Annotated in this window: 48 protein-coding genes; 1 reads left to right on the top strand and 47 read right to left on the bottom strand. The window is 48.8% G+C overall.

The genetic code is table 11. From position 1 onward, the window contains the following. Positions 1–125 precede the first annotated feature (125 nt). The 14 genes from IEX86_RS20105 to IEX86_RS20040 form a co-directional block, all read right to left on the bottom strand. Complete coding sequence (locus IEX86_RS20105) at positions 126–533, bottom strand: hypothetical protein (RefSeq protein WP_188867932.1); 408 nt, start codon at positions 531–533, stop codon at positions 126–128. Positions 534–835: 302 nt separating this feature from the next. After that, positions 836–1,078 carry a hypothetical protein gene (locus IEX86_RS20100; RefSeq protein ID WP_188867931.1) on the bottom strand — a complete coding sequence of 81 codons (243 nt, stop codon included), beginning with the start codon at positions 1,076–1,078 and terminating at the stop codon, positions 836–838. Positions 1,079–1,675: 597 nt separating this feature from the next. Then, positions 1,676–2,014: a hypothetical protein gene (locus IEX86_RS20095; RefSeq protein ID WP_188867930.1), complete on the bottom strand. Its 339-nt coding sequence runs from the start codon at positions 2,012–2,014 to the stop codon at positions 1,676–1,678. A 110-nt stretch (positions 2,015–2,124) separates the two neighbouring features. Beyond that, on the bottom strand, positions 2,125–2,415 hold the full coding sequence (locus IEX86_RS20090; protein WP_188867929.1) for a hypothetical protein: 291 nt from the start codon (positions 2,413–2,415) through the stop codon (positions 2,125–2,127). A 618-nt stretch (positions 2,416–3,033) separates the two neighbouring features. After that, complete coding sequence (locus tag IEX86_RS20085) at positions 3,034–3,285, bottom strand: PapB/FocB family fimbrial expression transcriptional regulator (protein WP_188867928.1); 252 nt, start codon at positions 3,283–3,285, stop codon at positions 3,034–3,036. Between the two features lie 165 nt (positions 3,286–3,450). Next, positions 3,451–3,915 carry a hypothetical protein gene (locus tag IEX86_RS20080; RefSeq protein ID WP_188867927.1) on the bottom strand — a complete coding sequence of 155 codons (465 nt, stop codon included), beginning with the start codon at positions 3,913–3,915 and terminating at the stop codon, positions 3,451–3,453. 57 nt (positions 3,916–3,972) lie between these two features. Continuing rightward, entirely contained in the window at positions 3,973–4,569 is a 597-nt protein-coding gene (locus IEX86_RS20075; RefSeq protein WP_188867926.1) for a DUF6012 family protein, read from the bottom strand. A 403-nt stretch (positions 4,570–4,972) separates the two neighbouring features. Further along, on the bottom strand, positions 4,973–5,290 hold the full coding sequence (locus IEX86_RS20070; protein WP_188867925.1) for a hypothetical protein: 318 nt from the start codon (positions 5,288–5,290) through the stop codon (positions 4,973–4,975). An 80-nt stretch (positions 5,291–5,370) separates the two neighbouring features. Next, the gene (locus tag IEX86_RS20065) at positions 5,371–5,787 is read right to left on the bottom strand and encodes a hypothetical protein (RefSeq protein ID WP_188867924.1); all 417 of its coding nucleotides are present in this window, start codon (positions 5,785–5,787) and stop codon (positions 5,371–5,373) included. 75 nt (positions 5,788–5,862) lie between these two features. Then, positions 5,863–6,201: a hypothetical protein gene (locus IEX86_RS20060; protein ID WP_188867923.1), complete on the bottom strand. Its 339-nt coding sequence runs from the start codon at positions 6,199–6,201 to the stop codon at positions 5,863–5,865. Between the two features lie 84 nt (positions 6,202–6,285). Continuing rightward, positions 6,286–6,792 carry a hypothetical protein gene (locus IEX86_RS20055; protein WP_188867922.1) on the bottom strand — a complete coding sequence of 169 codons (507 nt, stop codon included), beginning with the start codon at positions 6,790–6,792 and terminating at the stop codon, positions 6,286–6,288. A gap of 107 nt (positions 6,793–6,899) precedes the next feature. Further along, on the bottom strand, positions 6,900–7,448 hold the full coding sequence (locus IEX86_RS20050; RefSeq protein ID WP_188867921.1) for a hypothetical protein: 549 nt from the start codon (positions 7,446–7,448) through the stop codon (positions 6,900–6,902). Between the two features lie 87 nt (positions 7,449–7,535). Continuing rightward, positions 7,536–7,772: a hypothetical protein gene (locus IEX86_RS20045; RefSeq protein WP_188867920.1), complete on the bottom strand. Its 237-nt coding sequence runs from the start codon at positions 7,770–7,772 to the stop codon at positions 7,536–7,538. Positions 7,773–7,827: 55 nt separating this feature from the next. After that, the gene (locus IEX86_RS20040) at positions 7,828–8,259 is read right to left on the bottom strand and encodes a hypothetical protein (protein ID WP_188867919.1); all 432 of its coding nucleotides are present in this window, start codon (positions 8,257–8,259) and stop codon (positions 7,828–7,830) included. Positions 8,260–8,606: 347 nt separating this feature from the next. On the opposite strand from IEX86_RS20040, the gene IEX86_RS20035 reads away from it, so the two are divergent. Beyond that, positions 8,607–8,921, top strand: a complete 315-nt coding sequence (locus IEX86_RS20035) for an LptM family lipoprotein (protein ID WP_188867918.1) — start codon at positions 8,607–8,609, stop codon at positions 8,919–8,921. Positions 8,922–9,098: 177 nt separating this feature from the next. On the opposite strand, the gene IEX86_RS20030 is transcribed toward IEX86_RS20035, so the two are convergent. The 33 genes from IEX86_RS20030 to IEX86_RS19870 form a co-directional block, all read right to left on the bottom strand. After that, on the bottom strand, positions 9,099–9,404 hold the full coding sequence (locus IEX86_RS20030) for a hypothetical protein (protein WP_188867917.1): 306 nt from the start codon (positions 9,402–9,404) through the stop codon (positions 9,099–9,101). A gap of 15 nt (positions 9,405–9,419) precedes the next feature. Next, complete coding sequence (locus tag IEX86_RS20025; RefSeq protein ID WP_188867916.1) at positions 9,420–10,106, bottom strand: hypothetical protein; 687 nt, start codon at positions 10,104–10,106, stop codon at positions 9,420–9,422. A 56-nt stretch (positions 10,107–10,162) separates the two neighbouring features. Then, positions 10,163–10,438: a hypothetical protein gene (locus IEX86_RS20020; protein ID WP_188867915.1), complete on the bottom strand. Its 276-nt coding sequence runs from the start codon at positions 10,436–10,438 to the stop codon at positions 10,163–10,165. A gap of 64 nt (positions 10,439–10,502) precedes the next feature. Further along, on the bottom strand, positions 10,503–10,871 hold the full coding sequence (locus IEX86_RS20015) for a hypothetical protein (protein ID WP_188867914.1): 369 nt from the start codon (positions 10,869–10,871) through the stop codon (positions 10,503–10,505). 15 nt (positions 10,872–10,886) lie between these two features. Next, positions 10,887–11,402, bottom strand: a complete 516-nt coding sequence (locus tag IEX86_RS20010) for a hypothetical protein (protein ID WP_188867913.1) — start codon at positions 11,400–11,402, stop codon at positions 10,887–10,889. A gap of 250 nt (positions 11,403–11,652) precedes the next feature. Next, on the bottom strand, positions 11,653–12,063 hold the full coding sequence (locus IEX86_RS20005; RefSeq protein WP_188867912.1) for a hypothetical protein: 411 nt from the start codon (positions 12,061–12,063) through the stop codon (positions 11,653–11,655). Continuing rightward, on the bottom strand, positions 12,060–12,365 hold the full coding sequence (locus IEX86_RS20000) for a hypothetical protein (RefSeq protein ID WP_188867911.1): 306 nt from the start codon (positions 12,363–12,365) through the stop codon (positions 12,060–12,062). The genes IEX86_RS20005 and IEX86_RS20000 overlap by 4 nt, the downstream gene beginning before the upstream one ends. A gap of 74 nt (positions 12,366–12,439) precedes the next feature. Further along, the gene (locus IEX86_RS19995; protein ID WP_188867910.1) at positions 12,440–12,652 is read right to left on the bottom strand and encodes a hypothetical protein; all 213 of its coding nucleotides are present in this window, start codon (positions 12,650–12,652) and stop codon (positions 12,440–12,442) included. Between the two features lie 70 nt (positions 12,653–12,722). After that, positions 12,723–12,944, bottom strand: coding sequence for a hypothetical protein (locus IEX86_RS19990; RefSeq protein ID WP_188867909.1), 222 nt, complete (start codon positions 12,942–12,944; stop codon positions 12,723–12,725). Positions 12,945–12,988: 44 nt separating this feature from the next. Continuing rightward, positions 12,989–13,207: a hypothetical protein gene (locus tag IEX86_RS19985; RefSeq protein WP_188867908.1), complete on the bottom strand. Its 219-nt coding sequence runs from the start codon at positions 13,205–13,207 to the stop codon at positions 12,989–12,991. Continuing rightward, positions 13,207–13,353: a hypothetical protein gene (locus IEX86_RS19980; protein ID WP_188867907.1), complete on the bottom strand. Its 147-nt coding sequence runs from the start codon at positions 13,351–13,353 to the stop codon at positions 13,207–13,209. The genes IEX86_RS19985 and IEX86_RS19980 overlap by 1 nt, the downstream gene beginning before the upstream one ends. 78 nt (positions 13,354–13,431) lie before the next feature. After that, positions 13,432–13,677 carry a PapB/FocB family fimbrial expression transcriptional regulator gene (locus IEX86_RS19975; RefSeq protein ID WP_188867906.1) on the bottom strand — a complete coding sequence of 82 codons (246 nt, stop codon included), beginning with the start codon at positions 13,675–13,677 and terminating at the stop codon, positions 13,432–13,434. A 461-nt stretch (positions 13,678–14,138) separates the two neighbouring features. Next, the gene (locus IEX86_RS19970; protein ID WP_188867905.1) at positions 14,139–14,648 is read right to left on the bottom strand and encodes a hypothetical protein; all 510 of its coding nucleotides are present in this window, start codon (positions 14,646–14,648) and stop codon (positions 14,139–14,141) included. 44 nt (positions 14,649–14,692) lie between these two features. Further along, positions 14,693–14,995 carry a hypothetical protein gene (locus tag IEX86_RS19965; RefSeq protein WP_188867904.1) on the bottom strand — a complete coding sequence of 101 codons (303 nt, stop codon included), beginning with the start codon at positions 14,993–14,995 and terminating at the stop codon, positions 14,693–14,695. Positions 14,996–15,068: 73 nt separating this feature from the next. Next, a complete protein-coding gene (locus IEX86_RS19960; RefSeq protein WP_188867903.1) occupies positions 15,069–15,527 on the bottom strand; it encodes a hypothetical protein in 459 nt (152 codons plus the stop codon). Between the two features lie 39 nt (positions 15,528–15,566). After that, positions 15,567–15,854 (bottom strand): hypothetical protein, encoded by a 288-nt coding sequence (locus IEX86_RS19955; RefSeq protein WP_188867902.1) that lies wholly within the window; start codon positions 15,852–15,854, stop codon positions 15,567–15,569. 21 nt (positions 15,855–15,875) lie between these two features. Beyond that, positions 15,876–16,142: a hypothetical protein gene (locus tag IEX86_RS19950; protein ID WP_188867901.1), complete on the bottom strand. Its 267-nt coding sequence runs from the start codon at positions 16,140–16,142 to the stop codon at positions 15,876–15,878. 78 nt (positions 16,143–16,220) lie between these two features. Continuing rightward, entirely contained in the window at positions 16,221–16,700 is a 480-nt protein-coding gene (locus tag IEX86_RS19945; protein ID WP_188867900.1) for a hypothetical protein, read from the bottom strand. Next, positions 16,697–17,059, bottom strand: a complete 363-nt coding sequence (locus IEX86_RS19940) for a hypothetical protein (RefSeq protein ID WP_188867899.1) — start codon at positions 17,057–17,059, stop codon at positions 16,697–16,699. The genes IEX86_RS19945 and IEX86_RS19940 overlap by 4 nt, the downstream gene beginning before the upstream one ends. Before the next feature lie 244 nt (positions 17,060–17,303). After that, entirely contained in the window at positions 17,304–17,666 is a 363-nt protein-coding gene (locus IEX86_RS19935) for a hypothetical protein (protein ID WP_188867898.1), read from the bottom strand. Beyond that, the gene (locus tag IEX86_RS19930) at positions 17,663–18,055 is read right to left on the bottom strand and encodes a hypothetical protein (RefSeq protein WP_188867897.1); all 393 of its coding nucleotides are present in this window, start codon (positions 18,053–18,055) and stop codon (positions 17,663–17,665) included. Before IEX86_RS19930 ends, IEX86_RS19935 begins: the two co-directional genes overlap by 4 nt. A gap of 82 nt (positions 18,056–18,137) precedes the next feature. Then, positions 18,138–18,473 carry a hypothetical protein gene (locus tag IEX86_RS19925; RefSeq protein ID WP_188867896.1) on the bottom strand — a complete coding sequence of 112 codons (336 nt, stop codon included), beginning with the start codon at positions 18,471–18,473 and terminating at the stop codon, positions 18,138–18,140. 10 nt (positions 18,474–18,483) lie between these two features. Beyond that, positions 18,484–18,858 (bottom strand): hypothetical protein, encoded by a 375-nt coding sequence (locus IEX86_RS25115; protein ID WP_229685426.1) that lies wholly within the window; start codon positions 18,856–18,858, stop codon positions 18,484–18,486. A gap of 231 nt (positions 18,859–19,089) precedes the next feature. Then, on the bottom strand, positions 19,090–19,407 hold the full coding sequence (locus IEX86_RS19915; RefSeq protein ID WP_188867894.1) for a hypothetical protein: 318 nt from the start codon (positions 19,405–19,407) through the stop codon (positions 19,090–19,092). A gap of 11 nt (positions 19,408–19,418) precedes the next feature. Next, a complete protein-coding gene (locus IEX86_RS19910; protein ID WP_188867893.1) occupies positions 19,419–19,721 on the bottom strand; it encodes a hypothetical protein in 303 nt (100 codons plus the stop codon). Positions 19,722–20,182: 461 nt separating this feature from the next. Further along, a complete protein-coding gene (locus IEX86_RS19905; RefSeq protein ID WP_188867892.1) occupies positions 20,183–20,533 on the bottom strand; it encodes a hypothetical protein in 351 nt (116 codons plus the stop codon). 32 nt (positions 20,534–20,565) lie between these two features. Continuing rightward, positions 20,566–21,057, bottom strand: coding sequence for a hypothetical protein (locus tag IEX86_RS19900; RefSeq protein ID WP_188867891.1), 492 nt, complete (start codon positions 21,055–21,057; stop codon positions 20,566–20,568). A gap of 37 nt (positions 21,058–21,094) precedes the next feature. Next, the gene (locus IEX86_RS19895; protein WP_188867890.1) at positions 21,095–21,307 is read right to left on the bottom strand and encodes a hypothetical protein; all 213 of its coding nucleotides are present in this window, start codon (positions 21,305–21,307) and stop codon (positions 21,095–21,097) included. A 317-nt stretch (positions 21,308–21,624) separates the two neighbouring features. Next, a complete protein-coding gene (locus IEX86_RS19890; RefSeq protein WP_188867889.1) occupies positions 21,625–21,846 on the bottom strand; it encodes a hypothetical protein in 222 nt (73 codons plus the stop codon). A gap of 37 nt (positions 21,847–21,883) precedes the next feature. Beyond that, positions 21,884–22,222: a hypothetical protein gene (locus IEX86_RS19885; protein ID WP_188867888.1), complete on the bottom strand. Its 339-nt coding sequence runs from the start codon at positions 22,220–22,222 to the stop codon at positions 21,884–21,886. 273 nt (positions 22,223–22,495) lie between these two features. Then, positions 22,496–22,732 carry a hypothetical protein gene (locus tag IEX86_RS19880; RefSeq protein ID WP_188867887.1) on the bottom strand — a complete coding sequence of 79 codons (237 nt, stop codon included), beginning with the start codon at positions 22,730–22,732 and terminating at the stop codon, positions 22,496–22,498. 65 nt (positions 22,733–22,797) lie between these two features. Beyond that, on the bottom strand, positions 22,798–23,064 hold the full coding sequence (locus IEX86_RS19875; RefSeq protein WP_188867886.1) for a hypothetical protein: 267 nt from the start codon (positions 23,062–23,064) through the stop codon (positions 22,798–22,800). After that, positions 23,048–23,359, bottom strand: a complete 312-nt coding sequence (locus IEX86_RS19870) for a hypothetical protein (protein ID WP_188867885.1) — start codon at positions 23,357–23,359, stop codon at positions 23,048–23,050. The genes IEX86_RS19875 and IEX86_RS19870 overlap by 17 nt, the downstream gene beginning before the upstream one ends. Positions 23,360–23,468: the final 109 nt, after the last annotated feature.

Here is a 23,468-nt window from a genome sequence, read left to right as displayed (position 1 = left end):
CCGTTGATCAATCATCAGCAGAGCTGACGCTCGATCAACGAGCTTGATGAAAGAGCGAAGTGATCCATGGTTCATTTTCAACGTCAACGCTGTGGTTTTGAGCTAACCAGACTTTGTATGCTTAGTTACTCATTGTTGTTTTTACCCAACAAGTACTTAGCTTCAGTTGCACGAACGATCACGAAAGCAATTAAAGCCACTACGAAAACAACCAGGTACATCCATGCGATGCTTTGCAGTGTTTCAATGACTGTTCGGTAGACTTCAAGTGTCCAACGCTCAGAGTTCAGTATCAGAATCTCGCCATTCGTGGCTGGCGGATTGATATAGCGCTCCAGGTTGTAAATTCTTACTCCTCCAGAGATTCCAACAACAAAGCTTGCAAAGGTTATGTAGCGATGCCACGCGCTATTTACGTCATCTTTGATGACTCTGCTTAAAACCTTTTTAATAGATGAGTTGAATAGAGCTACTACTAGGGCCGATACGCCCAGCGCGACAATGAAAGTGACAGCCAGAAGCGAAAAAAACATGTTTGGCTTCCTTGCAAAGTAGGTGGATTAATCTTCGAGTAGCGCCTGATGAGTAAGAATTGCTTCCGGGCATATGCATATCAATCCTTGCTGGGCCCGTTTCGATGCGAGGTGAACAACGGATGCCGGGTATCTTAGGGCGAACATGCATGACCTAGCGCTGACTTCGCCAGTGATGAAAGCGCTCAACACATTCCAGCGATGCTGGGCCTTGAAACTCAGTGGCCTTCCCCTCCAGACGGTTTCCCGATCCGGCGAGCCAAAGCTCATGTTTGGTGTCTGGTCAACCATATCTGAATGCTCTATTCCAAAGTTTTTTTAGTGACGATATGTACGAAATAATAGTTAATGGCAAACCACATGAGCATACCAACCAATATAAACATCCAATATGGGGCAACATATTGTGGCTGATTTGAATTTATAATTTCTGTTGAGACGCGATAAAGAAAGCTGGTTAGTCCGAAGGCGGCTCCACTACTTACCGTACCAAGAATGACCAGTGCCCATATCTTAAAGGGGGACATTGCGATTTCATTATTCATGAATTTTTCCTACTGATCGAATTCCTCAACCAGTTGGTTGCGACAAGGAACGAGAGGAACTCACTGCATCCAGACGAATCATTTGGCTGGATCGACCGTTAGAACATAACGTGCAGTTCTAATAAATAGAATAATAGCAAGAGGAGGTATAACAGATGCTAGCATGGATAACAGAAGAGATTTAAAGGCATGCTTTTTCTGAAAGTGGTCGAGACCTCTACGATTTGCTATCCATAAGACTAGAGAAAACAAGCTTAGAATGACAATACCTGATGCAAGGATGATTGTACTGAATGAAAGATCAGGTGTGGTTAGAAAAAAGGAAGCACGGGGGAGAGTAATTTCCGAAAGATTTAATGATGACATCATAGCTCCTATGTACTAATAATTTCATATAAATATAATTACAATAAGCACGCGTCGAGCAGCCCGATTGCTAGGGCTATCTGCGTCACCCCGCATAAGCTTTACAAGAGCATCATATTGCTCGCCCGTCATAGACTTAAACATCCTCGTATCATAGCTGTCGAAACAATACAGATTGCTTATCTAAAAGCTTAAGGCTTATAGCAAGAATCAGTAAAATGTTCACAATCATCAAAGAGATGATTCGGCATTGGAGATCATGGACTCAAGTCGAGCAGAAGCCTGGGACTGGTCCATTCCATTAGGACGAACAGCATTCGGGTCCGATGAAGCCTCACGCAAACAGCTAATTACTTCATACGCATTTTTTGCCCTGTTTTGAAGGTTACAGGTCATTGAGAAACCAGCTAACACTGCCCTGTCTGCTTCGGTAAAGCTATCAAAAGAAGGCCACACTAGCTCTATAAGGGCTTTGCTTTTCTGGCCCTCTTGTTCTCCATACTGTTGGCCTAGCAAAGCGCTACCCACAACAACAACACTTAGGGTGATGACCAGTAACGTGCGATTCAATACTAATATTCCTTAAGAGTGGAAATTATACATCTCGTATCTTAAGCCATCCGTTCATCAATGCGAACGTGAATCTATTCATGATATGACTACATCAGGTTTGCATTGAATCATTCTAGATCAGTGTGAGGCAGTAATGCCAGTAACATGACTGTTCCAACACTCATTACGAGTGCTGCCCATATAAAAGCGTCAATCATTCTTAGCAAGGTATCTTCAAAACCTGCTAAAGCTGAAGAACCATCTAGAACAGGTACAAGAAGCGGTCGATCAAGGATGCAAGAGCTTAAAGTGTTTACAGCAGATAACTCTATGAACCCCATTAGGCGGGCACAAAAAACCAACATAGCAATCACTATAAACACTATTTCCATTAAATAAGAGTTTCTGCGTTTCATCATAATTGATCCATGCTCGGCTGAACTTGTAAACACAGTGTATCTCTCATGATAGAGGTACACAAAATAATACTCCAATCACTTCCTTCGATTCTTATGGAATGGGGCAGTAGCAATTGATGCGAACCCCAAAAAGAGACCTAAAACCGATAGAGACCATACTGCAAAAAAAGTAAGCCCTGCTATTACTCCTAAGAATTCCATAGCTGGGCCAGCCCAGCGTTCTATGAGCCCAAAGAAATAGATGATTGCATATACAACTGAAAACCCCAGAGTTCCTATACAAATCGATGCCGCTTTAGATAATGCCCAGCTCCTCTGAAGCCTTGGGACAACTAAAGTAAAAATGCATGCCAGCAGACCTATAATAACGTTGTTGAAAAAGAAAGAATTTAGTGCATCAAAGTCTAGGTCAGAAAAGCCATTCATAGGGATATCTCCGCACCATTTTTCCGAAGTAACTTATAAATGAGTGGAATAAGACGACAGCATCTTCTACATCTAGTTAAGAATTTAGCTGGGATCATCACACCGGCTCGTTGGATTTGTCCGGTAATGTCCTTGTGGAAACCACCGCAATAAGTAAACGTTAACCTATAACGGTTAATTAATCAACGATTATTAACTCTTATCGGTAAAAACTGATACCTCTTTGGCGATATCGCTAATTGCGCTCAAATCAGCCACCTTTCGCGAAAGCAGCGCTGGTTTCATGTTGAACTCACGACAGACATCTGCCTGCTTAAGACCCTCAACCAAATGCCCCCGCAGCGCAGCAACTACTGATTCGCCATGTATATCAGTGAAGCGCAAAAGCCCCGCTAAATTGGCAGGGTCTACCTCACCGGGAACCAGCTTGTTTTTCTCAGGCACTGCTAAACCTCAGATGTAGAGAGTTTACCTAATTCGGTTAACTACCTCACGAAGTTAAGTCTTCAGGAAACTCCTTAAAGCGCGACCTCAAAGGCTCGCCGGATATCGCCCTGTCGCTGCTAGGCGAGCTTTGATGAACGCGACCAGGATGTTAGCGCGACATTACTAGCTTCTTGGGATGGGCCATCTTGCGTCAATCTGGTCAGTAAGTGGCTTAGATCCACGCAACACAAGTGTGTCGGGATCATTAATGCCGGTAATGTATTGCTCTGGCCACCACCCGATGTGCTGAGATTCCACGTCATACCACGCCTTCGATATGCTTTTGAACTTTGAAGGCGGTAGAGGGTGAATGATTGTTCTTAGCTGTCCTTTTCTTAGAACAGTCAATTGGGGAGATGTAACTATCTTATGGTGGGTCTTACCCTCCTCCAGCGGCTCATTCCATAAAATCTGAGCAACAGGGCAGGCCATGTCAAAGCGAAAGTAGCTGTTAGTGACTGCGCAGTCTTGTCCCTGATGATTCAGTAGCTCCAGCGCCTCGCTTTTTGTTACAAGTCGCACAGCACTTTTTTCACCTGTCCAGACGCACCACGCTTCTGTTATAGAAACCACTTTTCGTTTGCGCATGAATCTCTCCTACCTGAATACCTGCACATTTCTCAATGATAAGTGCTAAAACCACCCCTACCTAAATGCGCTCTCAACAGAAGGTATGCGTTCAACAAAACTGCCCATGGTCAACCGCTCACGCTCAATGGTTGGGAGACGGAATACCTCTGATCGCTTGATTACAGCACCGTGATTGTCGAGTTGGTCAGTAAATTCTCCGACTCGGTTAATCCGCTTGAAGGCTTCCATTTTCGGTTGCGATTCCAAAGAACTGCCGTAAGTGAAACCGTTGGGATAACGTGGCTTGTAGCCGCACTGACTAGGATGCTTTGCACCCCACAACATCATTGCTTCAGTGATGGTCTCGAACTCGTCGTCAACTACGATGTAGCGCACACTATGCGTTGCAATATGACTTGCAGCGACCGCCCAGCGCGTTACTACTGTGAATTCGCGCACAGGGCTAGGTGTCTCGATAAGGAGCCCGTTCACCGCCTTTTGGCCGACCTTGCGACAAGCAACAAGATAGTTTTTGTTTGGGTAGGGACGTCGGGCAGTTAGCTCCTTTCCGCCAATCAAATTCAAACCAAACTCGTGACAAGTGAGGTCTACGAGCGAACACGGCACGTAGGTTCGATCAGCTAGGATATTGGGTATTAGATGAATGAGCATGGGATTCCTCCAAGAGGGAATACTGATCATAAGATCGTTTTGTATAAACTATATAATACGTATAAAAAAACCGCGAATCTGAAAAAAAAGGTCGATAAATCCGGTTAACAGGTCACTTATTCGTCCACACCAAGCAGCACAAAACTCTTTCAGGCTAGGTTTGTCAGCCCTACGTGTAGGAATCAGTTGAAGGAGTTGTACACCATGGGGACAGACGCAAAACAGATGACTGCTAAAGCTGCAAGCACTACTCGCATGCTTCTCGGCTTTTTACTCATAAGCTCTTTTCGCATAACCACCATAAATGTCGCTGCACACATCAAGGGGGCTGCATACATCAGATTCATATTTTTTCCTCGAACTGATTGACGTTATGCGCAGTCGTCGTGCTGCCGGTCCCGTTCTACTCGTAGTCTGATTCGTAGTCTGACTTATCGCTCATAAGCGCCTCTAGCGCTTCTTCGACCTCATCCCAATCAGGCTTGGGTGGCGGGTCAGACCATGCTCTACGCGGCTTGATTAAGCCCAGAGCATTCGCTGCAGCGTCCACATACCACGTTCGCTCTCGCAGCCAGAGATAAAGTTCAGCATAATGTCGGAGCGCTTCCAGCTCAGCTTCAGTAGGCTGCGCTGGCTTTATGTCGTCATCGGGCAAGTTCGCGGCGACGTACTCAAGGTCTAGACTGGCTTGAGTGACCAGGTTCTGTTCTAGATTAGTCATGGTTTTTCCTTGAACTAAAACGGGTTGAACAGCACGAGGAACATCCCAGTGAGCGCTGCCGCGCTGTAGTAGGTTTTTCCTTAGGAATCCTTACCAGTGGTCAACACCATTCCCTTCGGCACGAATTTCATGATCTGGCAGGTAAACCGCTCGGCGTCTTTAATATCAGACGTGAGTGATTCCTTTGCCTCTTGCAATACCCTGGCTGCAGGAGTTAAGGAGAAAGTTTCACGCAGCTCCGTTACATGGTCAGCGATCTGGAGCAGGATCAGGTTTGCACTGTGCACTCTGGGAATGTCTTCAATGGTCAGCACTTCTTGCAGGTGTGCGAAACGCCAAAGGAGTGCACGTTGCTCATGGGCAAAGCTCATCCAGTCGCGCAGAGCGTCGGCCATCTCTTCTATGGACTTACCATCCATACGGTTAAGGTCATCCCGATTCTTTTTAAATCCTGTCAGCATCATCAATTTTTCCAATTCAAATGGCGGGTAGATCAAGCCCAGCCGCCGGTAGCAGTACCGACGATAACCAAGCCCCAAGTCGTCTAAAGGCCCATGATGTTTTCCTTGAACTCAGAGCCAGCGGAGTGGAGCTGGAATCTCAACAGACTGAGCCGCAGCATCAATTGCAGACGCCAGCTCGCCGCTACCGATTTTTTCGGCGCACTCAGCAAAGGTAAACGGACGCACCGTGGCTGGCCGTAGCAGAGCGTCGGTCGGACTACATAGGCACTCCTGGCGATAGCGCTTCACTGTCTCCGCCTCGCTAGGATTCGATTCGGCCCACGCGATAATTGCCGCCTCACGCGCTTGATCAGCCGCTTTAACGGTTGTTACAAGCTGCATGCCGACAAGCGCGACAACTCCAACTAGACCGCCCCCAACACCGTAAGTAATGTGCTTCAAACTCATGAGTGTTTTCCTCGAACTAATCGTTTACACCAGGGGGAGCCATTCTCATACCTGACGTATGGTTTTCCCCTAGTTACCGATTGCTCATAGGTCCCTACTCAGAAAACAGGGTAGACCGCTGCTCGCATCGCGGGCCTCCTCCCTTCTGAGAAGAAGATCTATAGTGTCACGCTCCGTACGGCACCACTCTAGAATGCACTGCTCTATGTCGCTTTCTCCATCAAGAATCCGTTTCTGGAGGGCTACAAAAGCTTCTGTATCTAGTGGCTCATAATGAGCCAATGTGCTATCGATGGTACTCATTGCTTCGCTGATATGTTTCAGGAGCTTTCGAAACCAGCTGAACACTACCAGCCCCACACTAACTGCAATAGATATCAGAAGCCCTTTACCCCATACAGCCATATCCGTTAACCGATACAGCCCAACAAGCACCACTGTTGCCGGCAGGAGAAACGAAGTTGCTTTTAACAAAACTCCATTTGCTTTTATTCCCTGTTTGTTATGAATCAAATATCGTATTTCAGAGACAGTTTCTAGCTTGTTGAGCAGCCTTTTCACTTCTGGACGTTGCTCTGCTTTCTTCATCATACCCCCCTCTATCAGGTACTCTTAACTATTATATATATTCGCATAATATATATAATACAAAATAAGATCCACCTTATTTAGCGAATAGTTTTTGGATATGTGGTTTCCTAGAAACTCTGTGATGGTGGGTGGCTTCCTAGAACTATCAAATTATTTGCATAATGACGATCTTTCCATAACTTTAGTAAAGCTATTTCTTGGGTTTCATATTTTCGATCACCGAGTCCGTCAGGGTAAATTATTAACGGAGCGTCATCAAAACTAAAAAGACGTGTCACCCATCTTTTACTCTCAAACTCCAAATATCCACCAATACATCTGATAACATCATCATGGCCTAACTTTTTATACAAAAAGCCTGCATGACTATCTGATTCAGCTATGAAATAGCTTCCATCATCCATGATTAGATTGTCTCCATCGTTATTTATGGAAACAGGTGATCGACTTTGTATATGACGTGTAGCCTCCAAACTCAGAACGCCATGTTCTTCATGTGCCATGGAAACTTGAGCGTCCAGAACGTCGCTAAGCCTTAGGCACTCATCGTAATCCGCATCGCTGGCCTGGCCAGTCAAAACTTTTTCATCAATATCGACGTCATGCTCTTGCCATTGACGAAAGTGTGCGATCAGGATCTCTTCTATCTTAGTCATTGAAGCACTCATTGCAGGACGTTTAACTCAATATAGATCTAAGCATTACGGATTTGATCATTGGGTTTTACTTACGATTGATCTTGATCAGTGACCCGCTTTCGCGCAAAGCTCTTTGGCCTGCGTACGAGCATCCTCTGCAATGTGCTTTGGAAAGTCCTCGTGTTGCTCGATCATATCGAGGATAGTCATTTCGTCCTCGTTGGACGCAGCGGTGATTTCACCGCCGTGTTTCTTAACCAAGGTACGTACGCCTGTGGTGATTTTAGTCTTGGCATCTTGGCCTTTAGGCAGGCGGATAACGTAGGTGACGAACTTACTCATGGATAGTTTTCAGCCGGAATTATCTTAGGAAGTTGTTCCATGATGTTTACGTTGATCAATTCGCTTCGGCTTCAGGATGCGATGGCAGTACGCATATACCTTCAAATCCGCACCAAACCAGCTGCCGATTGTCTATCTTGTTCTCTGCATCTCGCCGCAACGCTTCTATGCAACGTGGAATACTCCGGCCAAACCTATCCCGCTGCTCATCCTTGCCAACAACAGCAACTTCTCCAATATGAACTCCGCATTGAAAACGCTGGCCGCCAATCACATAGAGCAGCTCATCGATGGAGGTAGCCCCCGCAGCGCGCAGCGAATACACAACTAAAACGCTATCATCCGTTCGCGTTGCAAGTGCTCCATCAAAATCACTCGAATCAAGATCGCTTGTGAGCATCAGAACATGATCTGAGGGTTCAACCTCCATAAAAGACAACAGCTCAGAGGCATTCGATAATTCAGGAAGCCCTTTGAAGTTACGCATAAGTCACCTTTTCCTAAGTGCTCCACCCTTTACAGTTATAGTTATGTATGCTTGGATCAAGCAACTATGGACAAAATATCCGTCTAACTGTTTCGTATAATAGTATTAATACGAAATTTAGCAAGCGTAAGACTTTTTCCTAGCTGTCCTGAATAAATGGCCCTAGCGACTGGATAGCTTGTGAAGCAAGTACATGGCCGGGGGAAACACTATAAAAGCCCGCGACTATTGGGGCTTATGGTGCAGCGGGTTCTCCGTGATCAGTTCGTATGAGAATCATGTTCGGCTGAGTAATCCACTAGGCGCTTTAAACTCTCAGAAGCATCAACCAAACTTAGGAGTTCCAAATGAAAAAAATTCTTATCTCCCTTACTCTCGTTACTGTGGTCGGAACCCTTTCTGGCTGTGCGACGAAACAGGACTTGGAGGCTTTAAGCGCTCAGCAAGTCAAAACCAACCAGGAGCTTATTAGTATTCATGAAACGCTAACGCGCAATCAGGCCGAAGCTTTGGACAATACAAAGTATTGCTATGCCGAAGGTAAGCCCTACTCCAAAGGAGCTAAGATCAACGGTCGTGTCTGCTCGCGTGGAATGGCAATCATCTCTAATGGTAAGCCTGGGCCGCTTGAGTGGACAGACCCTGAGCCGTTCGTTAATTAAGCTAGAGGTAGCTGAGCATGAATAAAGCAGTAGTCGAAGCTGCTGCTTTCGCGCTCACGAACCAGGAGAAGCGGGTATACCGCTTCCTTTTGAAGAGCAACATAGTCAGAAAGCAATGATTTCCTTGAAAAGTCACAGGGTCACATTGCAGCAAAGAAGCTATCGTCAATCAGCATGTCAGTCAGGGCGATCTGCTGTTTTGGCAGCTATTGCTTGCTTCCCAGCAAGATCCTTTTCCTCGCAGATACCCTGAACAACATTCAGATCACCAACCGTCCAAACGTCCCCGTTGTGAAATGTACCTCTTAATGTGCCACCAGGTTTTTCTTGGCTCAGCATCTCCATAGCGCATGAACTGGTCATAGCAGCTACTGCCACCTCATCAGGAGACGCTTCTGACGACAGGTAAAACCAGCGCCCAACATAACCGCTGAGAACCAACGCGCAGACCACGACTACACGAATTGCTATTTTCTTTTGCATCAGTGGTTTCCGTGATTATTCAACTTTAGTATTTGGGTCGGGCTTGTTGAATATGTCCAAGAAGCTAGTCACTTCTCCGAAGTCCGGTACAGTGTCAAGATTACGTCCGAATGAGTTACTTCCTACATTTCTAAAAAGCATGCAAAGGTAGGGGTGGTACTTCTGGAAGAACTCGGTCAGCTTGACCTGCTCAATCCTTTCATACGTTACATGGCCTGCAATCTTGTTCCGCATAGATCGAAAGGCTGGACCGAAATTTTGATCGACAGGTAGCATGCTTTCGTATTGGGAACGTAGGTGCATTTTGGCGGAGACAGCGCCTCTGTCGATGCTTGATAACCACTGATTGGCCTGAAGGTGAACTTGCTCATTTAGTTCCCTATCAGTGTACGTATGCGTACCGACTTTACTTTTTGCATCACCAATTAGCTTGGCCTGCTCACCTTTCACCCAAGCTTTTATCCTAGGGCAAGTTTTGATATCAGCGACTTGATGGTCCCGTGCAAAAAGGGCCATATACAGTTCGTACAGATGGTGAATGAAGCTGGAGTAAGCATTGTAGGCCCGGTATGCCCGCTGATAACTATGGCCTTGGAGGACCATGGACTCACCTTGCGCGACGAAGAGTTCAAAGGCATCTTTACACCGAAGATACTCATGCCTGATAGCCATACAATGCAATCTATCGGTTTCACTGTCCATTTCGTCTCCGCTAGACCCTCGCACCCCGCCGCCAGGTAGTCAGGTCTTTTTTCCTTTCAGTTCGCAATACGCCAGTAACTGCCGGTATCTTCAAACACCATCGAGGCGGGGGCTGTCTCTTTCAAAACACGGCGATTAGCATGAAGCGCAACAACCGACGGCGGATCAGTCTCGCCCTTGAGGCAGTAAGCGAAATCAACCAGGTCAGGTGTTCGATGCCCGTCATCGTCAACTGGCCCGTTGAGGGCATCCTGGGCAAGTCGCACTCGATGACTCTCATCGCAGAAAGGACATTTGAAAGTGGCCCACTCAGGCCATAGTGCGTGCGTCATAGGATTTTCCTCGCTTCCACGTCCGTGATGCTTTCTTGGGACTGATCAAAACGCCAAGCCAGCTCTAGCGCCTCATCTCAACGTATTTATCGTTGTTGTCGGCCTCGAAATACCGGAGGAAGTCGTACATTGCGGGGCTGTAGTTCACCGCAAAGAAACGTGCCACTGTCAAGTAACCTTCGCTGTCTCTAATCCCAGCATTCGGGAATTCAGCATCAAGCTTAAAAAGCGCAGGGAAAATTTCTTCACTGATTTGACCCCAGGTGGAGTCGTCGCGCTTCGCAAATTCAAGAGCGGCTACCAGCACAGCATTCAACCTGTTGACCAACTGTTCTTTAGTCTCCTTATCGTCAACCAACAACTGCCAGTCATCAGCGGTCGGGAGAGCAACGGTCAACCTCAATTCTGCCTGTTTTTCACTCAATGTCTTCATGGCTGTTTTCCTAGATCAGTTGTGTCTTGCTATACACACGTCGATAGCATCGGCACCGGCCTTCAGCATGTCAGCAGCCCAGACCAATATTTTGTCGTTCAACTCAGTACCTGGCTCGATGGCACGCTGCTTGAACTCTGACAAAGCAAATGTCGCCACTGCGCACTTGACGATACGCCCATCAACAGCCACGTTTACTGAGCAGCCGATACTATCCTCCAGGAGGTATCGGCGGCGCTCCATGGATGCCAGCCACTCCCCGGCTTCGTCTCCAGAAAGTCTGAGTGATGGGGCGTTGATAGGCTCCGTCAGACCATGTTTGGTCACATAGCCGTAGAGCTCGATGTAATTTGCAGAAAGGTCTTCGTACAAAGTCATCCCTGGCTCATCTACAACCCACCCCTCAGAGGTACGCTGCCAGATTTCGGTAGGCCCGCCGTTGCGTACTTGGACTCTGTTACAGTCAAAGCCAGACAGCGCCTTTGCGATGTCGGTGATGGTCGTGTTGGTGCGGATAAAGACGTCAATCATGCTTGGTTTCCTCGTTTCTATGTCCATGATGCTTTACTTGATCATTCAGCTGATCGAGCTAGCCTCTTTATCAGTCACGTTTAAATCCGAAGTCACCATCGTTTTCCTAATAGTACTAGGAGACGCGAAGGGCGGCATATGCAAGTGAGCGCTTACTTCTTATTCATACCGATCCTTTCGTTTTCGTATAATAAACATCATACAAAAATACAAGGACAATCCTTACAGTTTTATCTTATGTTTTCCTAGATCAATTCGAAGCCATGGCTTGAACGGCTTTAGACGCCAGAAGGGTGTCAGCAAACCCTCTATCTATCTTCTCGGCTACGACAGCGGCCTCGCTTGTGATGGCTACCAAAATCAACCCATCTATTTCGCGAATATCTCCAACCATTCCGCCGGGCTTTTCCCGCTTCATCACCGCGTGTACGTTGCACACCAGACCTTTGTCACCGATCACGTCGGCAGTGAAGCTTGCAATTGTCACGGTCTGATCCCAACCGTCCAACTTTGCAGGCTGCAATGCTTCCGCTACCTGACGGCTCCCACATAGCACGTTCTGCATATAGCTGTTGGCTACGGTGGGTTGCTGATCAGCGTAAACGTAGCCAGTACATACCGCTCCGCCCAGCAGCACCATAGCTGCAAATTTCTGTTTCATGACTTGATTTCCGTGATCAGTGTCTTGCGTACTCCAGGCCAACCCTTCAAAAGCAGCAGGGTTAGCCCTGTGCTGAAAGGCGCAACTGCGCACGCGGGGAAGGGTGCACGGCTGTAGCTGGGAAGCAGCGTAAAGTTCGCAGCGCTGATGACTAGGACGAACATTCCCCAGAATCCGAGCATGAACACGACACCAGCCAGCGCGCCCATGAGCAAAGGCCGGCCTTCCAGTCCGAAGTAGGCTCCAAGGGCGAGCCAGGTTACAGCCACAACAATCTCTATATTTCCCGGTCTTACATTCATCGCAGTTTTCCGTGATCCGTTCGTATGAGTGTCATGTTCGGCTGAGTAGTACCGGCCACCATTGAAATCTAAACTCATTCCCGCTTCGACTGGCGGGCTTTCATGGCCTTCGCATCGGTTTTGGAAAGCTCGGCCAGCTTCTGCCGCTCTGCTTCGGAGAGAAACGCTGACTTGAAACCAATGAGGCCATTGGCCTCGATGGTGACGCGATCACCGCCACCGATTGCGATAAGACCAACCCTAACTTTTCCCGCTTCGTATGCGGCTTTTACCGTTTCGTAGAACATAATTTCTTTTTCATTAGGGCGCGTTTAAGACAAAGATTGCATCGTCTACTACTCATGGCCGATTTTCCTATCATTCAGTGATAGGTTCTTTCGAAAGGAGCTTCCGCCCTTCTTCGAACCAAGATCGTGCTTCGGTGTAGTTGCCCAAATCGAGGGCTGTCATTACATGAGCCAAGGCCCCCAAAGCAGCGTCCTTAGTGATTTCACCGGTCTTGTAGCCGTCAAGCACATGCCCGAGAAATGCGTCCATGTTCTGATGGTCGCGCTGGTTAAGTTCAGGTTTCGATGTCATTGCGGGTTTTTCCTTGATGCTCCGGCGCACCGGGGCGTAGTCAATTAGTTAGCGCTACTGGCTTTGCAGGCGCCTTCGATAAAAGCCGATAGCTCGCCGAGTTCACCGAGCAACGAATGCCGCCGGTCATGGCTGGCAGCATGATCACCACATTCGATGCATGCCATCCGGTAGGCATGCAGAGCATCGCGGGCCGCCTCCAGCTTCTTGGCCGCGACCAACCCCAGTTTGTCGCGGGTCTGGAAGGGAGTTGAGCGAGCCATTACAGCAGCCCCATTTTGCGCTTAGAGCGAATGTCACACACCGTGTCATCTACCGACCACTCCTCAGCTTCAAGGTACTGATAGGTGACTTCTGCGGTTACGCTTGTCACCTTCACAACCGCCGCGATTTTTGCCTTCTTGTCCATTTGCTGCGTCCTCATTGATTCGCTTCAATGAGGACACATTAACCGTATACGGTTAACTATGCAAATATGTTTTAACCGTTATCGGTAAAATATTGATACCTCTTTGGCAATGTCACTGACCTCGTTCAAGTCCGCTACCTTTCTGGAAAGCAGTGGTGGCTTGACGTTGAACTCTCGGCATACGTCTGCCTGCTTGCGACCCTCGACAAGGTGTCCGCGTAGCGCGGCTACAACAGCTTCGCCGTGGATTCCAGTGAAGCGCAGCAACCCTGAAAGGTGAGCAGGGTCAACTTCACCAGGAACCAATTTGTTCTTCTCTGACACCGACAAACCTCGACCGAAACGTTTACCCAATTCGGTTAACTATCTCATGAATGAACGATCTTGAAAACCGGCCTACAAGGCAATTTCAAACGCTCGCCGAATGACCCCTTGGTCAACGCTGAGATAAGGCTTGCTGTGATCAAGCTGGGCATGCCCAAGGATCATTTGCACCGCTTCAACATCGCCTGTAGCAGCCCGCACTTTAGCCGCCAATGAGCGCCCTGTAGACCTCAGGGCCGGTGTCCAACATGCGGTGCTTGAACGTCAGTTCAAAGGCCTGGCCCTTGTGCGTAGTGACCAGTTTTGAACCTGGGCGCAGGCCCCGGTATTCGTCATCACCGGATGATGACCCCAGCGACGGCGCAAGCGAACCTCAATCCAGGCGTCCAGGGCGGCAAGCCAGCGAGTGTGGGTCAGGCTTTTGCACATGGGGTGAGCGCAGCAGTAGCCATCGTGTTTTCCTATGACTCGCTAATAACATCGAAAGGCTTCCCCAGGTACATGGGTGCCTGCTTCATCCCATAGACGACTTGATCTAACGCCTCATAGCTAGCTCCGACGATGGTGATTTCCCACCGTTTGAAAAGGCTATATTCGCCTGTAGGGTTGCCGATCAATGCCGGATACACGCTGGATAAATCCTGGAAACGGAGGTTAAGGCTCACACCAGCTTTATTGATCAGGCAGTTGCTTCGTCCATAGGTCAATAGATGCAAGAGCACATCAAGGCTGATGCAGTTCGGCACAGACGGCATTTCGACGTAAGCGTATGTGGTTCCTTCCTCGGGGTAATCGTCCCAGACATTCACGCACCATGCTTTAATATCATTTAGGTCAAACGATGCTTCCAGGGTCGCTTGATGGTCACTTTGCCGCTTGTGCCATGCTTCAAGGCATGAAATGAAGTCTTTCTTGGCTTCTTCACGCGCAACTGCCACCCTGCGTTCGGCCTCTTTAGTCGTGGTTAGCATTGGCCTACTTTTCCTTGAAGCCCCGGCGAACTAGGGCGGGATTGCTACAGACTCTTGGCCGCTTCGAGAATTTCAGCGATCAGCGTTTGCAAGTCGGCGGCGTCTTCAGGCTTAAGCGCGATCTGCCAGAACAAATCGCTCCCACTACCACCGCACACGTTGACCACTGGAATTTTGTTGAACGTCATTGTGGTCTCCTCGAAGCGCAATTGACCCAACTTGACCGCCATCTCGGTGTAGGGCTGCCCAATGCTCACATGCAAGTGAAACGGAGACACCTCGAACTTGACTGGTTGAGCACCCGGTAGGGTGGCAATGGGATGGTATTCACGGGTTTGTATCAGCATTTACGGCGTTCCTTACGGTTTGATGTAGTGGGCTGGAAACGGCCTGTTCGCATAGCGCATGAGCGTTTTCCTATCACTGCTGTGCCTGAGACCACCATGGCTCAAGAGTAACCGTTTGACGGCTTTCGATGGCATCTTCATTGGCGTCATAGAATGCTTGATAGCGCTCGATATGCTCCGCACAGAACGCTTCCAGCTCTGACACCGGAAGGCGAGGTGAATACACTGGGCCGTGCCCTGCTTCAAGGTCTGTAATCAGCGCTGTACCGTCATCAAACTCTGCTAGCTCAGAACCCACTAACTCCATAGCCATCATGACGTGTTCCATCCCATCGGCAAACTCACCAACGAGCAGCTTGATCGGGCCGGAATCATAGGGCTCGCCCGGAATATGTGTCTTCCCACCCTCCGCATAAGGAAGAGCGGCTACAGTGGTGACTTTTCCTCCTTGAGAGATCAAATCACCTACTTCTAACTCATTGACAGGCTTCGGAGCCCAATGGTCATACAGAAAGGTAACTATGGTTTTCATCGTGCTCTCTCCAAAGTAGAAATGGCATGGTTTTCCTATTCAAACGTCGTCGGGCACGTTCGGGTATGCGTACTGTCGGTAAAGCACCTGATGTTCGGCATCGATGCCACGAAGCTGATGCGAGGCGGCCTCAGTAAGCCCGCTATCTTGGATGTCTATCGGATAAAGTAGAGCGCTCAGCCTGTAGTAATGCTTCAGGTATTCATCGTAATCCGCTCCGCTGTGCTTTCTGGCCCTAACTTTTTCGTAATACTTGGCTACTTGCTCATGAGCTAGACGGGCTTGAGTTATCAAAGTCTGTTCTAGCTGGGTTATGGTGGCACTCATTGAGACTAGTTTCCTATCTACTTACGCCCAGTAACTGCCGGTATCTTCAAACGCCATCGAGGCGGGGGCTGTCTCTTTCAAAACACGGCGATCAGCATGAAGCCCAACAACCGACGGCAGATCAGTATCGCCCTTGAGGCAGTAGGCGAAATCAACCGGGTCAGGGGTTTGGTTCCCGTCATCGTCAACTGGCCCGTTGAGGGCATCGCGGGCAAGTCGCACTCGATGACTCTCATCGCAGAAAGGACATTTGAAAGTGGCCCACTCAGGCCATAATGCGTGCGTCATGGGATTTTCCTCGATCACTTAGTGTGTCGTTTAGACCATGAATAGGCCCCGCCGATAATGATGTTTACCTTGATTCATTCAGAGGTCTTCAGCCGGGTCCAAAGGGATCTCTAGCTCAACTTCAATAACTGTGCCTCGAAACTCATTACAGAGGCACCTACCAATGCTTTTGCATGATTTCAACTTTGCAGGCACCTTGAACATCCAGTCAGTGCTGTACTGACGCCAACAGCTTGGCATCGTCTTGCATTCTGCGGTGCCGCTTCTCCATTCCGACTCCTCAATTTCCGCGTATTCACGCACCTCTTGCTCAAACTTATTTTTTGCGATCTGAATAGCTCGGTCATTATCTTGACTATCGCAAGCCAGATATAAAGTATGCTCTAGATCGTCCACATCAGTGCGTGTATACAACCCAGGTCCCGCATAGGCCAAGCAATCCTCACCAGAGCGATACATCAATATAACCGAATCAAAATGCCCCCAATTCTCCTCGCTGTAGTCGAACAAAGTCTTGAGTTGATAATGGTTGAGCGTAATGGTCCCTGTGAAACTCATTTCGCTTCACTCATAAGTGAGTTTAAAGAGCGGGAACCATCGGTTTTAGCTGCTTTATGCAAGAAGGCTGTAACATAGCCATGATGACGTTCTGTCTCTTGTTCAAGGCTAGGATTGCCATATCCTGGCAAAGAGTTCAGATAGTTTTTCAGCAGTGATTCGTGCTTTGGCGGCAGACTTCCAGAATTGATCACCTCTTCTAGTTCGCGCAGAGAGGCTTTACGAGAAAGCTCATGGAGCGTGGCATGCGGCCAAATAGCAGTCGTCATTTCGTTGAATCGATTTTGATGCAGTTGCCAACCTACTCCACACTCATTGCACTCATTGGTTACGTTCTTCTGTGATTTATAAGTCATCATAATTCTCCTGTTCGATCATCGTAATCAGCCGTATAGCTCTTTAATGCATCTTGCTTTGAGCCAGTCGCAGATTTCATTATGTAGTTCTTCTAGGGCACTCTTAACTATATTATATTTTTGCATTGTACGCATAATACGGATTAATTTTTACAGCATGAGATGCTTAGTTTTTGGACGTGTGGTTTCCATAAGTCATGCATGGTCATGCTTTTCTTGAACAGCCAATTTGGGCACTACATTCATATTAGATAAGTTTGCCAGTAATTGCTCGCAGCGATCCGTTCACAAAATCCAGCCGGTAGTAGTCAAAGGCATCCCGAATGTCGAGCCACCCATGGTGATTTAAATCGCCCAAAGGTCGTTCGATTTCGTCGTCGCTGACGATGCGAACCAGACGCCCCGAGGGGGTCACCTCGTATTCATCCAGTCGGCATTCGAGGTCTTTAGTTTGGAAATTGTAGCCGTCGCGCCCGTTGGGCATCCGGTAGCTGAAACTCACATCGTCATACATTCCCATCTGATTATCCTGCTCAATCCTGTAGGCAACGCGCCTGTTTCTACCGACAAGGCCCGCACATGGCGGGCTGTTGATCGGCGGCGTTTTCATGGATGGTTACTCCTTTCGATAAGTTCGGCCTGGTGCTCTTCAGCCGTGCCCGGCCAAGGTACAAGGATACAGTTCACTTGCGGGAATGTGGGATGGGCAGCGTTTTTACGATCCAATTCGTCAAAATAGGCCACACACTGCTCTGCCGCTTCCCGGCTTGCCATGGCAATGAACTCATCCGGGCCTTGAGCGAAAGCGGCCCAAAGGCCACTAGGTTTCTCGGCATATTCACCGTTCAGATAGCGTTGATATTCGGCAAGGCAATAGCGCTCGTAGGCGGGTTCTACTGGACTGCCTATGTATTGAACATACTCACTCATAAGCCACTGGTGGTACTTCGCTTTAAACTCCTGATAGATCATGGCTGCGTCCTCATTTCTGACGGTCATAGAAGTTTCCACCCCGACGTGAATAGGTCGCGGTGGCGAATCGATAGGCGTTACTCCCAGCCTGCGAGCGGGGTTTTCCTATTCACATGGCGTTGTTCTGAAGGGCTTCGATTTCTTCAACACTTTCACCGTGAAGCTCGTAAAAATCTTTATCACGCCAAGCAGCACAAAACTCTTTCGAAAGGCCCGAGATCGCTGCCATGAACGTGACACAATCAGCGTCATCGAAGACTGGAAGACCAGTTCGGCCCTTCTTTATGAACTGCGGGTAGGCTCCCTGATCAGCCTCTAACTCGACAGACACTCCATCATCAACAATTCCGATCAGACGCATATACCGCCAATGGGCTGTGTCGAGCATATCAACCTGTTCTGCTGTTGCTGTACTCAAAATTGCTGTGAACTCGGCGTACGTCATAGCTGTTTTCCTAGATATGACTGCTTGTACTGAAAAGCTGGGCGAGACGATGAAACCATCTGCCTGCATTTGGCCGCTGCGCTTCGATTTGAGGTGCTTTATCGTGGATGTTCGCAACTGGCCCGCGATCAATCTGACCCGCTCGCGCTTGGCCGGCCTGTGTGAGCTGGAAGACTTCACCGCAGGCTGAACAGCAAACGAAATTTTCCGCAAAGCCCATTTGTACTAACCGCAAAGCAGCATCGAGTGCAACATCGGATAACGGAATGCACGTCCAGGTACGATTGATCTTCCAGTCGATTTCCCGACTCTGTACCCACCGGCCACGGGCAAGGGAACGCAGAGCTTTAAAATCATCGTTGCAGAGTCGCGCTTGAGCGGTCATGGCTACTTTTCCTTTAATCCGAGAAGGTGCTTACGGGCCTTTCTTCCGACCGTAAGCAACGAGCAGCGCACAGCAAAGACCGAAAACCGCAGCTGGCTTCTCCAGTCCAGGAGCCCAGATACTGCCAACCCAGCCTATAAGGGCGAGAATTGCCATTGCTGTTGCGAGCCACCTAACCGACCGTGAATGTGGATAATCTTTGCTCCGCGTGTGCGTTTTCATGGTTTTCCTCTAACTCTTCCACTCATTAGCTTGGCAAAGCTTCGCTCGATAATCACCCCAGGCAAACTCGCCGCGTGTTTGCTCACAGCAGCAGAAGTTTAGGAAGTCTTCGTCTCGCTCAGAAACAGGCTCCCAGGAGATCATATTCACTTGCTGGCAGTAGCTTCCCCAAGCGATATCCAACGCAGCGTCACCCCACTCGGCAAGCTCCGGGTGGTATTTACGAAGCGCGGCAATATCTTCAGCCGTATCCGCATCAGGAAGGCGATTAGCCTTTTCAGCGCCTTGATTGACGAAGTGCGGTGAGAGCAAAAATACGAACGACATGGTGTTTTTCTTTAACTGTTGGATTCCTGGTGGCAATCCCAGCCCAACCACCATTCGTTGTGCTTCCAGAAGTGTTCAGCGTAAGGATTGGCATCGCTGCCACTTCCAGCGGCAGCAGCGGCATAACCCTCATCAAAAGGAAGTTGCTCTGACAACGACCACGAGTGGATTACCCAACCGTCAACCTCGCACTTCGTTTTGACTGCCTCAAAGCTCTCGCCAGAAAGCTTCTCGACCAACTCTGTGTGTGGTCTGTAGACCGAGCCGTTGGTTTCGCTGCGTGTCAGTTCTAGTGATAGCTTTATCATTGTCATTGGTCGGTGGTTTCCTTGATTAGTTATCTTGGGCGGCTAAGGGAGGCTCGAAGGGTACTTTCTCAATCAAATACTTCGAAGCGGAGCGCCTGAATCTGAATTAGTTGGATCATGGGGTGAATTCCTAGATTTCGCGGACGCGAATATGAACGTCCTTCTACTGGCTCGGCCCCGGTTTTTAGGCCGGGGCTTGGGTGTACCTGGTGCGTTTTCCGTGATTCGTTTATCTGTTCAGTTCAAGGCACTGATTATTGTTCCGTAACACCGCTTCGTCGCCTCTCTATCCAGGAAAAGCTGCCCTTTCAGGCACGAAGGACAGATATCGTCATATTGTTTGGGGACTAGGCTCTCAGAAGGGTACGTTTTGTCCATACCTCCTCCGTTGCCACACTTAAATTCACAGGTAAACACCACTGTTACCGTGCCGCTATCTGCCATGCACTTCGTTTCCATGACGCTTCCTACTTGGATGGAGTGCGTTTGTCGGCCCCGTATATACCGAAGTCCACTGGCTGCTCGGCTTCAATTTCGTCAGAGTCACATGGCCCCGTAAGCCACATAGCCTGACGCGAAGCCCTAGTTTTGAACGGCCAATCCGGGTCATGTCCCCACTCAGGAATAACCACTTCCTCCTCGGTTGCCGTTGCAATATTAGGCTCAGAAAACGACACGCCTTCTCCGTAGCGCGGAACATTTCGCGCTTCATCGGTGGTCTCGAATAACTGACGGCAAACCCATCCGCCAATATCTTCGCTGATACCAAAAAGCTGTTTGCCATCCGCGAATTGAACCGTAAAAACGTTATGTGCCATATCTCCCTCCTCTATCCAGCGGGACTGGTTTCCTATACTTGGGCGCTATCGGCACTGAGCCGCCGAGCAATCGAAAAAAGGGCTTGCCGTTCGGCTGAATAGTCGGGCGTATGTTGATAGGCAATCCATTCGTCTGCGATCAATGCCAGCTCCGGTTGCATCACCAGCGACGGCCATAAATTACCCTTTGGCTTGACGATGGACTTAACGCTTCTCCCTTTCACATACAGCAAACCCCAGCGAGGCGGCACTTCCTCCGGTTTGATCATGTCTTCGGGGCAAAGGTAGAAGCGGTAATTGCCCAAGCCTCCACTCTCGCGCTCAGGCTTTTTTGAGTCGGCGAAGAAATCAGCTCGACTCACCTTAACTTCGATGATTGCCGAGCAAGAGCTACGAAAGCCGATAACGTCTGGCTGCTCGCGGCTACCGAAGCATGTCAGTTCCGTTGCCACCACAGCAAAGCCATTACGATTCAGCCATCGGGCACCTAGAACAGTGAGTCGGTTATGTTCTTCGCTTGGCATAGGTGTTTTCCTATATATTGACCTGATCGAACATGGACTAAACATGCTCCAAGGTCTTTTGCTCTTCTTGGGTCGTGCGCTCGTGTTCAATAAGCTTCTTGTAAGCAGCAAAGCGCAATTGTTCAGCCTCTGCCCATGCTTTGGCGGCGTGGTGTCTGGTGCGCTCGCTCCAGTAAAGACTGGCAAGAATTACGCCCCCAAGCAGCGACAAACCGAGGGCGACGGACAGTACTAATACGATTGGGTCCATGTTTGTTTTCCTAATAGTACTAAGAGACGCGAAGGGCGGCATATGCAAGTGAGCGCTTACTTCTTCTTCATACCGATCCTTTTTTCGTATAATATATATCATACAAAAATAAAAGGACAATCCTTACAGATTCATCTTATGTTTTCTGCGGCCCTTCAGGGAAGCTGCTGAGCGATCCTGCTATTGGTGATGAAACAACTTACTGTGGCACCCATACGCTGGGCAGCAAGGTGGAAGCGGCCTATAACCGTGGAGATCTGCTGGAAAAGAGAAGACGGATGAGTTTTCTAAACAATTCCACGTTGTTTTCCTCGAATTCAGGGCGCGATGCCTGTATCCCACCTGTATGTGTCAGGGCCGTCTTCACCGGCCTTCGCATCAGCTACCCAAGCTTCATATTCATCGCCCAGTAGGACGCGGCACATTTGGTCAATTACCCAAGCTTGATGGTGAATTTCCTGGCTCTGACCAAAGCGTCGAGCCAGGTCTAGCGCTTCGTCCCGACGCTGAACGGCATCTTTATCATTTTCGGTTGCCATTGGCTTTTTCCTAGTTGTCCTGAGCGAAATTAGTTTCCTATAACTCTGTGAGTGCGGTTGGGTCTGTACCAACGTTGCGTATGAGCAACCAGACTTGGAGTCCTTCTGGCTTTTCGGGCATGCGCAATAAATCTGCTCCCAGCGGCTTTACCAACGCCCAAACACCGGGGCCGATTGCCTGCATGTCGTCCACCTTCTGAAACGCGCCTTTATCGGCCTGCTCCTGAAGCTCTATCAACAACGCTCTACGATCCCATGCGCGAGGCGTTGAGTCGGCTTTCGAGTACGGTAAAGCGCGTAGGTGATCTAACGCTGCCTGAATATCCGGCTCCGAAACATAGATAGCTGTTTTGGCGTTAGCGAAGAACGAGCGCATCTCTTTTTCCTAGCTGTCTTTGGCGAAATCAGTTTCCTGTTTCTTCCCATTGCCAGGCGTTTGCTTACCAATTTTGAGACCTTCTGAAAATCCTTCGGCCCAGCGGCATGAGCCATAAAGTCGGCCGCAGAAGCCGGAGTAGACAATGGCTACTATCGCTGTCCATTTACTGCAAGGTGAAAAAAAGATAGCGGCTGCTGGAAGCAAGACAATTAGCAGAAGAAACTCATTACCGAGATGACGCCCCAGTGCTCGTATCATTTTGGTTTCCTATCAATTCTGGAGCGGGAGACGAACCCACACGCATTCGTGGCAAAACTCGATGAAAGCCAGCAGATCATCGTCTTGCTGACACTTCCGCATCTCTTCGTAACCGGTGGCCTTGTCGATCATCTCTTCCAGCGGATGACGAACCAGCTTCTCTCCGACATGACGACCTGTTAGACGATTGAACTCGCTCACCAGAGTCGGCGTTATGGCGCACTCCATTAGGCAGTCGTAGAAGGTCATCGTGTTTTCCGTTATCAGTTGGGGATTGAGTCAACCTCTAGAGAAGAGATCAGTTAGGCCATGTTTTAGTTGATCAGCCACATGATCACTGCCGTGGGCACACATGTGATTGCGATACGCCTCATCCATAGGTTTCCAGTCACGTAATAGGCGCATCCTATCCACGCAGATAAGCAGAGAAACAACAAGGCCGTTGCGCGAGTAACGCTGATATTGAACGCACCTTGTATAGCGATTGTGGCCATGAGGCAGGCCATGACACCGGTGAGGATTAAAACCACTCGAAATAATCCGATGCTCATGCTGTTTTCTTCCTCATTTCTGACGGTCATAGAAGTTTCCACCGCGACGCGAATAGGTTGCGGTGGCGAATCGATAGGCGTTACTTCCAGCCTGAGAGCGGGGAATCCCATTTTTGCTGTAGCCATTCGTCACGACTTCATCCCCAGCCGCGCTACTGAGCACAATGAGAGCTGCAAGCGGTGGATACTCCAGCTCATTCCCCTCAATGTGGTTGGCTAATGCTCTAAACCAATCTGCTAGCTCTTTACGCTCGGCCTGATGCTGCAAAACTTGGCGATTCTTGAGGCGTGCAACTTCGGGGAACTGATGGATTTCAGCTGTCATACGATGTTTTCCTATACGGTCCTCAACGATTCTAGGACGCTGGCAACTCCATAGTTTCTTAACTCACTTGGAGACGTTGCTTAAGAGGGTGAACGATAGAGCAGGAAAC

Source organism: Pseudomonas asuensis, from assembly GCF_014646755.1.
GTDB classification, from domain to species: domain Bacteria; phylum Pseudomonadota; class Gammaproteobacteria; order Pseudomonadales; family Pseudomonadaceae; genus Chryseomonas; species Chryseomonas asuensis.
Note: the sequence above shows the minus strand (reverse complement) of the source record. Positions and strands in the feature narration are given on the sequence as shown.